At 56.7% G+C, this 8,730-nt stretch carries 7 protein-coding genes, 1 pseudogene and 1 other annotated feature; of the genes and pseudogenes, 7 read left to right on the forward strand and 1 reads right to left on the reverse strand.

The annotated features are described in order from the left end of the window. Positions 1-68: 68 nt before the first annotated feature. The 7 genes from dnaX to C3708_RS21085 all read left to right on the forward strand — a co-directional run bounded on the left by dnaX (position 69) and on the right by C3708_RS21085 (position 8,299). Positions 69-1,997, forward strand: coding sequence for a DNA polymerase III subunit gamma/tau (gene dnaX / locus C3708_RS21055; protein ID WP_103950140.1), 1,929 nt, complete (start codon positions 69-71; stop codon positions 1,995-1,997). Further along, positions 1,327-1,391, forward strand: a sequence feature (DnaX frameshifting element). Its footprint overlaps the gene before it by 65 nt. 56 nt (positions 1,998-2,053) lie before the next feature. Beyond that, positions 2,054-2,386 carry a YbaB/EbfC family nucleoid-associated protein gene (locus C3708_RS21060; RefSeq protein WP_095281044.1) on the forward strand — a complete coding sequence of 111 codons (333 nt, stop codon included), beginning with the start codon at positions 2,054-2,056 and terminating at the stop codon, positions 2,384-2,386. Further along, positions 2,386-2,991, forward strand: coding sequence for a recombination mediator RecR (recR, locus tag C3708_RS21065; RefSeq protein ID WP_095281045.1), 606 nt, complete (start codon positions 2,386-2,388; stop codon positions 2,989-2,991). Before C3708_RS21060 ends, recR begins: the two co-directional genes overlap by 1 nt. 114 nt (positions 2,992-3,105) lie before the next feature. Beyond that, a complete protein-coding gene (gene htpG, locus C3708_RS21070) occupies positions 3,106-4,980 on the forward strand; it encodes a molecular chaperone HtpG (RefSeq protein WP_103950141.1) in 1,875 nt (624 codons plus the stop codon). Between the two features lie 194 nt (positions 4,981-5,174). Next, complete coding sequence (adk, locus tag C3708_RS21075) at positions 5,175-5,819, forward strand: adenylate kinase (RefSeq protein WP_095281047.1); 645 nt, start codon at positions 5,175-5,177, stop codon at positions 5,817-5,819. Positions 5,820-5,969: 150 nt separating this feature from the next. After that, positions 5,970-6,932 carry a ferrochelatase gene (gene hemH, locus C3708_RS21080; protein ID WP_103950142.1) on the forward strand — a complete coding sequence of 321 codons (963 nt, stop codon included), beginning with the start codon at positions 5,970-5,972 and terminating at the stop codon, positions 6,930-6,932. 62 nt (positions 6,933-6,994) lie between these two features. After that, the gene (locus C3708_RS21085; protein ID WP_095281049.1) at positions 6,995-8,299 is read left to right on the forward strand and encodes an inosine/guanosine kinase; all 1,305 of its coding nucleotides are present in this window, start codon (positions 6,995-6,997) and stop codon (positions 8,297-8,299) included. 83 nt (positions 8,300-8,382) lie between these two features. Here C3708_RS21085 and C3708_RS21090 read toward each other — a convergent pair. Continuing rightward, positions 8,383-8,730 (reverse strand): annotated as a pseudogene (locus C3708_RS21090) (IS481 family transposase); the annotation flags it as partial.

Here is an 8,730-nt window from a genome sequence, read left to right on the forward strand (position 1 = left end):
CCAATGGGTGAGGTTGTGTTAGCATTACCTCCCTGAATATCCACCTTCCAGCGTTGCAGAGCCTGCCCATGAGTTATCAGGTGTTAGCCCGAAAGTGGCGACCCCAAACCTTTGCTGACGTTGTCGGCCAGGAACATGTGCTGACCGCCCTGGCGAACGGTTTATCGCTAGGACGCATCCATCACGCGTATCTTTTCTCCGGCACGCGCGGCGTCGGTAAAACCTCTATTGCCCGTTTGCTGGCAAAAGGCCTGAACTGCGAAACCGGGATCACCGCTACGCCATGCGGCGTGTGTGATAACTGCCGGGAAATCGAGCAGGGGCGTTTTGTCGATCTGATCGAAATCGATGCCGCCTCGCGCACCAAAGTCGAAGATACGCGCGACCTGCTGGACAACGTGCAGTACGCCCCGGCGCGTGGTCGCTTCAAGGTCTATCTGATCGATGAAGTCCACATGCTGTCGCGCCACAGTTTTAACGCTCTGCTGAAAACACTGGAAGAGCCACCATCGCACGTCAAATTCCTGCTGGCGACCACCGATCCGCAAAAGCTGCCGGTCACGATCCTGTCGCGCTGTTTGCAGTTCCATCTGAAGGCGCTGGACGTCGATCAGATTCGCACTCAGCTCGAACACATTCTTGATGAAGAAAAGATCGTCCACGAACCGCGCGCTCTGCAACTGCTGGCGCGAGCGGCGGACGGCAGCCTGCGTGACGCATTAAGTCTGACCGATCAGGCGATTGCCAGCGGTGACGGCCAGCTGTCGACCGAAGCGGTGAGTACCATGCTCGGCACGCTCGACGACGATCAGGCCCTGTCGCTGATTGAAGCGATCATTGAGGCCAACGGCGAACGCGCCATGTCACTGGTGAACGTTGCGGCGTCTCGCGGCGTCGAGTGGGAAACGCTGCTGGTCGAAATGCTGGCGCTGCTGCATCGCGTGGCGATGCTGCAACTTTCCCCGTCGGCCATTGGCGCGGATATGGCGATGATTGAACAGCGGATGCGTGAACTGGCGCGTACCGTTCCGCCCGCTGATGTGCAGCTCTATTACCAGACGCTGCTGATTGGCCGCAAAGAATTACCGTTTGCGCCGGACCGCCGAATGGGCGTCGAGATGACGCTTCTCCGCGCCCTGGCGTTCCATCCGCGGATGCCGTTGCCTGAGCCAGAAGTGCCGCGCCAGTCTTATGCTCCTGCTGCCCCGACGGCGGTCATGACGCCTACGGCGATGCCGCAACACTCTGCACCGCCGCCTGGGCAGGACGTACCGCTGCCGGATGCCACCAGTTCGGTGCTCGCCGCCCGTAGCCAGCTACAGCGCGCGCAGGGAGCAACCAAACCAAAAAAGAGTGAACCGGCAGCGCCAGGAAGAGCGCGGCCGGTTAACAACGCCGCCCTCGAACGACTGGCATCGGTAACGGAGCGCGTTCAGTCGCGCCCATCGCCGTCGGCGCTCGAACAGAAAGCCCCGGCGAAGAAAGAGGCTTACCGCTGGAAGTCGACCAACACCGCCGAAGCAGTGAAGGTGGAAGTGGCGACCCCAAAAGCGCTCAAAAAGGCGCTGGAACATGATAAAACGCCGGAACTGTCCGCGAAGCTGGCGGCAGAATCCCTCGAGCGGGATGCCTGGGCCGCTGAAGTCAGCCAGTTAACGCTGCCGAAACTGGTCGAGCAGGTTGCGCTGAATGCCTGGAAAGAGCAGGACGGACATCAAATTCGTCTGCATTTACGTCCGGGCCAGCGTCACCTTAATTCTGCCAGTGCACAGCAGGTGCTGGCTGAGGCGCTGTCCACATTACAGGGCGCGCCGGTTGAATTGACTATCATTGAAGATGATAATCCAGCAATGCGCACGCCGCTGGAGTGGCGTCAGGCCATTTATGAAGAGAAGCTCGCGCAGGCGCGCGAGTCGATTATTGCGGATAATAACATCCAGACCCTGCGCCGTTTCTTCGACGCCGATCTGGATGAAGAGAGTATCCGTCCCATTTGACCGTGAGTCTGACTCACAGTCGTAATCCTTAACGTGACTACTTAAGAGAGAAGCCTATGTTTGGTGGTAAAGGCGGTCTGGGTAACCTGATGAAACAGGCCCAGCAGATGCAAGACAAAATGCAGAAAGCACAGGAAGAGATCGCACAGCTGGAAGTCACTGGCGAATCCGGTGCGGGTCTGGTCAAAGTGACCATCAACGGCGCGCATAACTGCCGTCGCGTGGAAATCGATCCTAGCCTGCTCGAAGACGACAAAGACATGCTGGAAGATCTGGTTGCTGCGGCATTCAACGATGCTGCGCGCCGTATCGATGAAACCCAGAAAGAAAAAATGGCGTCTGTTTCCTCCGGAATGCAGCTGCCGCCAGGCTTTAAGATGCCGTTCTGATGCAAACCAGTCCGCTGCTCACGCAGTTAATGGAAGCGCTGCGCTGCTTACCGGGCGTTGGCCCGAAATCAGCTCAGCGCATGGCGTTTACGCTGTTACAGCGCGACCGCAGCGGCGGGATGCGCCTGGCGCAGGCACTGACCCGCGCCATGTCAGAAATCGGTCACTGTGCGGATTGCCGCACCTTTACCGAGCAGGATGTGTGCAACATCTGCACGAATCCGCGTCGTCAGGAAAACGGTCAGATTTGCGTGGTGGAGAGTCCGGCGGACATCTACGCCATTGAGCAGACCGGGCAGTTTTCCGGCCGCTATTTCGTGCTGATGGGCCATCTCTCTCCGCTGGATGGGATTGGCCCGGATGATATCGGTCTCGATCGCCTCGAACAGCGTCTGGAATCCGAGACGCTAACCGAAGTGATCCTCGCGACCAACCCGACGGTGGAAGGCGAAGCGACCGCGAACTACATCGGTGAACTGTGCGCGCAGTACGGCGTTCAGGCCAGCCGCATCGCCCACGGCGTGCCGGTTGGCGGCGAGCTGGAAATGGTCGACGGCACCACGCTGTCACACTCTCTGGCTGGACGTCACAAGCTTATTTTCTGACCAAACGGAGGCTGCGATCGTGGCCTCCGCTTGAAAACCTTCCGCACTATCCCCATCTCTCACTCAACTGCTTTTACACCCTAACTTAAAATGGCATTGTTGAGGTCGATCTAGATGAAAGGACAAGAAACCCGTGGTTTCCAGTCAGAAGTAAAACAGCTTCTGCACCTGATGATCCATTCCCTGTATTCCAATAAAGAAATCTTCCTGCGTGAGCTTATCTCCAACGCCTCGGATGCGGCGGACAAACTGCGTTTTCGCGCCCTGTCCAACCCGGATCTATATGAAGGCGACGGCGAGCTGCGCGTGCGCGTCTCTTTTGACAAAGAAAACCGCACTCTGACCATTGCCGATAACGGTATTGGTATGAACCGCGATGAGGTTATCGATCACCTCGGGACCATCGCGAAGTCCGGCACCAAATCCTTCCTCGAATCCATGGGCTCCGATCAGGCGAAAGACAGCCAGCTGATCGGCCAGTTCGGTGTCGGCTTCTACTCCGCCTTTATCGTGGCCGACAAAGTGACCGTACGCACCCGTGCAGCGGGCGACAGCGCGGAAAATGGTGTGTTCTGGGAATCCCACGGCGAAGGTGAATACACCGTTGATGACATCACTAAAGCCGATCGCGGAACCGAAATCACCCTGCACCTGCGCGAAGGCGAAGACGATTTCCTGAATGACTGGCGCGTGCGCTCGATCATCAGCAAATACTCCGATCACATTGCATTGCCGGTTGAGATTGAAAAAACCGAAGAGGTCGACGGTGAAACCGTGGTCTCCTGGGAGAAAATCAACAAGGCGCAGGCCCTGTGGACGCGTAACAAGTCTGAAATCAAAGACGACGAATACAACGAATTCTACAAGCACATCGCCCACGACTTTACCGATCCGCTGACCTGGAGCCACAACCGTGTGGAAGGGAAGCAGGAGTACACCAGCCTGCTGTACATCCCGGCCCAGGCGCCGTGGGACATGTGGAACCGCGATCACAAGCACGGCCTGAAGCTGTACGTGCAGCGCGTGTTTATCATGGACGACGCCGAGCAGTTCATGCCGAACTACCTGCGTTTCGTGCGTGGCCTGATTGATTCCAACGATCTGCCGCTGAACGTCTCCCGTGAAATCCTGCAGGACAGCACCGTGACGCGCAATCTGCGTAACGCTCTGACCAAACGTTCTCTGCAGATGCTGGAAAAACTGGCGAAAGACGACGCTGAAAAATATCAGACCTTCTGGAAACAGTTCGGCCTGGTGCTGAAAGAAGGCCCAGCGGAAGATTCTTCTAACGTCGAAGCGATCGCTAAACTGCTGCGCTTCGCCTCGACGCACACCGATTCTTCCGAGCAGACCGTGTCTCTCGAAGAGTACGTGTCCCGCATGAAAGAAGGGCAGGAGAAAATCTACTACATCACCGCTGACAGCTACGCTGCCGCGAAGAGCAGCCCGCATCTGGAGCTGCTGCGTAAGAAAGGCATCGAAGTGCTGCTGCTTTCCGACCGCATTGATGAGTGGATGATGAACTACCTGACCGAGTTCGACGGTAAATCATTCCAGTCCGTGGCCAAAGCTGACGAATCTATCGACAAGCTGGCTGATGAAGTGGACGAAACCGCAAAAGAAGCGGAAAAAGCGCTGGAGCCCTTCGTTGAGCGTGTGAAAAACCTGCTGGGCGATCGCGTGAAAGAAGTGCGTTTCACACACCGTCTGACCGACACCCCGGCGATTGTCACCACAGACGCGGATGAAATGGGGACTCAGATGGCGAAACTGTTCGCTGCTGCGGGCCAGGCTATCCCGGAAGTGAAATACATCTTTGAACTGAACCCGGATCACCCGCTGGTCAAACGTGCGGCGGATACCCAGGACGAAACCCAGTTTAACGAGTGGGTTGAACTGCTGCTGGATCAGTCCCTGCTGGCTGAGCGCGGCACGCTGGAAGATCCGAACCTGTTCATCAAACGTGTGAATGCGCTGTTGATGGCGTAATCACCCGGCCTCCCCTGGTCTTCTCCCTCACCCTGTGGGAGAGGGCCGGGGTGAGGGCACCAAACCGCGCTAACCCAAATAATCTCCCCCGTTAACCGTTTCAGCCGTCCCGCCTTCCTTGAGCGATACCCATTCTGATGGTATTGTTTAGCGCTTTTTGAAATATTGAACCAACTTTTGAGGGGATTTTCGCAATGCGTATTATTCTGCTTGGCGCTCCGGGCGCGGGTAAAGGAACTCAGGCTCAGTTCATCATGGAGAAATACGGTATTCCGCAAATCTCTACGGGTGACATGCTGCGTGCCGCTGTTAAATCTGGCTCCGAGCTGGGTAAACAAGCGAAAGACATCATGGACGCAGGCAAGCTGGTGACTGACGAACTGGTTATCGCGCTGGTAAAAGAACGCATCACTCAGGAAGATTGCCGCAACGGTTTCCTGCTGGACGGCTTCCCACGCACTATTCCGCAGGCTGACGCCATGAAAGAAGCGGGCATCAACGTGGATTACGTTCTCGAATTCGACGTGCCTGATGAACTGATCGTTGACCGTATTATCGGTCGTCGCGTTCACGCTGCTTCTGGCCGCGTTTACCACATCAAATTCAATCCACCGAAAGTGGAAGGCAAAGACGACGTGACTGGCGAAGAGCTGACCACGCGTAAAGACGATCAGGAAGAGACCGTGCGTAAACGCCTGGTGGAATACCATCAGATGACCGCGCCACTGATCGGCTACTATTCGAAAGAAGCGCAGTCTGGAAACACCCAATACGCGAAAGTTGACGGCACCAAAGCTGTCGCTGACGTGCGCGCAGAGCTGGAAAAAATCCTCGGCTAATGTGTGATTTATTCGGCCTGCAGATGACTTTGTAGGCCGGATAAGCGAAGCGCCATCCGGCAACCCAACCCCCACCTATTTCTGCAATCTGTTCCGTTTCCCTGCTTTTCAGTTACAATCATTAGCTATTCAAATGGTTAAGAGGCGTGAATGAGTCAGGCGAAAACCGGCATCCTGCTTGCCAATCTGGGCACTCCAGAAGCACCTACCCCTGCGGCAGTAAAACGTTACCTGCGACAGTTTTTAAGCGACTCCCGCGTCGTGGATACCCCGAGATTGCTGTGGTGGCCGCTGCTGCGCGGTGTCATTCTGCCGATTCGTTCCCCCCGTGTGGCTAAACTCTACCAGTCCGTGTGGATGGAAGAGGGCTCGCCGCTGATGGTTTACAGCCGTCGTCAGGAGAAGGCGCTGGCCGCCCGTTTACCGGATATGCCCGTGGCACTCGGGATGAGCTACGGTAAACCGTCACTGGAAAGCGCGGTCGAAGAGCTGCTCTCCCAGGACGTTGATCACATCGTGGTGCTGGCCTTGTACCCGCAATACTCCTGTTCGACCGTCGCTGCCGTCTGGGACGAGCTGGCGCGTATTCTGGCGACCCGTCGCCGTATTCCTGCCATCACCTTTATCCGCGACTACGCCGAAAACGAGCTTTACATCGCGGCGCTGGTTAGCAGTGCGCGCGCCTCGTTTGCCAAACACGGCGAGCCGGATCTGCTCCTGCTCTCCTATCACGGCATTCCGCAGCGTTACGCCGATGAAGGCGATGATTATCCTCAGCGCTGTCGTGATACCACCCGTGAGTTGGTTTCCGCGCTCGGATTACCGCCAGAGAAGGTGATGATGACCTTCCAGTCGCGCTTTGGCCGTGAACCCTGGTTGACGCCATATACCGATGAAACCCTCAAAATGCTTGGCGAGAAGGGCGTGAAGCACGTTCAAGTGATGTCGCCGGGCTTCTCGGCGGACTGCCTCGAAACTCTTGAGGAGATTGCGGTGCAAAACCGGGAGTTCTTCCTCGAAGCGGGCGGGACAAAGTATGAGTACATTCCGGCACTTAACGATTCACCTGAACATATAGAGATGATGGCGGCGCTGGTGACCGCGAGCCGCTAATCGCGCAGTGGGCCGGGTTTGTGCTACCATTTCCGGCCCAATAGTCACTTGCAGCGCAGAAAATGAAATTTCCCGGTAAACGTAAATCCAAACACTATTTCCCCGTCAACGCCCGCGATCCGCTGCTGCAACAAACTCAGCCGGTCAATGAAACCAACGCTGCGTGGGTGGTCGGTATCGATCAGACGCTGGTGGATATCGAAGCAAAAGTGGATGATGCGTTTGTCGCTCGTTATGGCCTCAGTTCCGGGCATTCGCTGGTAATCGAAGACGATGTCGCCGAAGCCTTGTATCAGGAACTGGTGCGCGAAAATCTGATCACTCATCAGTTTGCCGGTGGCACTATCGGGAATACCATGCACAACTATTCGGTGCTTGCCGATGACCGCTCCGTATTACTGGGCGTGATGTGCCGCAATATCGAAATCGGTGGCTACGCCTACCGCTATCTCTGCAACACCTCCAGCCGCACCGATCTGAACTACCTGCAAGGCGTCGACGGGGCGATTGGCCGCTGCTTTACGCTGATCAGCGATTCCGGCGAACGGACCTTTGCCATCAGCCCTGGCCACATGAATAAGCTGCGCGCAGAAAGTATCCCCGAAGAGGTGATCGCCGGGGCGTCCGCGCTGGTGCTGACCTCCTATCTGGTGCGCTGTAAGCCCGGTGAGCCGATGCCGGAAGCGACCATGAAAGCAGTGGAATACGCAAAGAAATACAACGTGCCGGTGGTGTTGACGCTGGGCACCAAGTTTGTGATCGCCGATAACCCAGAGTGGTGGCAGGCGTTCCTGAAAGAGCACGTTTCGATTCTGGCAATGAACGAAGAAGAAGCCGAAGCGCTGACCGGTGAAAACGATCCGCTGCTGGCGTCCAATAAGGCGCTGGACTGGGTGGATCTGGTGCTCTGCACCGCCGGTCCGATTGGGCTGTTTATGGCCGGTTTCACCGAGGAAGAGAACAAACGTAAAACCCAGCATCCGCTGCTGCCGGGGGCGATTGCCGAGTTCAACCAGTACGAGTTCAGCCGCGCGATGCGCCACAAAGATTGCGTGAATCCGCTGCGGATCTTTTCCCACATTGCCCCGTACATGGGCGGCCCGGAGAAGATCATGAATACTAACGGCGCGGGCGACGGCGCGCTGGCTGCACTGCTCCACGATATCACCGCCAACGCCTACCACCGGACCAACGTGCCGAACTCCAGTAAGCATCAACTGAGCTGGTTGACCTATTCGTCGCTGGCGCAGGTGTGTAAATACGCGAACCGCGTGAGCTATCAGGTGCTGAACCAGCATTCCCCGCGTTTAACGCGTGGCCTGCCGGAGCGGGAAGACAGTCTGGAAGAGTCGTACTGGGAGCGTTGAGTTTTTTACCCCTCACCCTAACCCTCTCCCTGTACGGTCCGGGGACATGGTAGACAGGTGTTCGGGGACATGGTGAACACTATTTAACATCCTTTACCCATGGTGATCGACTTTTTCTTCAGGTCGATCACCCCCACTTTCGTGCTGTACCACCACACCTCATAACAGCCATCTTCAGCCCCTTCCTTCAGTCCCACATATTCACCCCTGAACGCTTTTCCTGCCTTCAGCGTTACCCCTCTCAGGCTCAGCTTTCCGCTGATATCCACTTTCCTGACCATCACGCCCTCGTCGTATTCCGGGGGTTCAGCGTGACTGTTGTACTGCCGCGCTGATGGCTGATACCGCGAAGCGGGCACTGCCATATCCAGCGAGGTGTGCGGCCGTTCAAGGTTATAGACGTTGCGCCAGTGGTCAAAGGCACGCTGCAG

The organism is Lelliottia sp. 7254-16 (assembly GCF_002922995.1).
GTDB lineage: Bacteria > Pseudomonadota > Gammaproteobacteria > Enterobacterales > Enterobacteriaceae > Enterobacter > Enterobacter jeotgali.

Coding starts and splice junctions, on each gene's coding strand:
- dnaX (WP_103950140.1), top strand. CDS start 69: ATGAGTTATCAGGTGTTAGCCCGAAAGTGGCGACCCCAAACCTTTGCT.
- C3708_RS21060 (WP_095281044.1), top strand. CDS start 2,054: ATGTTTGGTGGTAAAGGCGGTCTGGGTAACCTGATGAAACAGGCCCAG.
- recR (WP_095281045.1), top strand. CDS start 2,386: ATGCAAACCAGTCCGCTGCTCACGCAGTTAATGGAAGCGCTGCGCTGC.
- htpG (WP_103950141.1), top strand. CDS start 3,106: ATGAAAGGACAAGAAACCCGTGGTTTCCAGTCAGAAGTAAAACAGCTT.
- adk (WP_095281047.1), top strand. CDS start 5,175: ATGCGTATTATTCTGCTTGGCGCTCCGGGCGCGGGTAAAGGAACTCAG.
- hemH (WP_103950142.1), top strand. CDS start 5,970: ATGAGTCAGGCGAAAACCGGCATCCTGCTTGCCAATCTGGGCACTCCA.
- C3708_RS21085 (WP_095281049.1), top strand. CDS start 6,995: ATGAAATTTCCCGGTAAACGTAAATCCAAACACTATTTCCCCGTCAAC.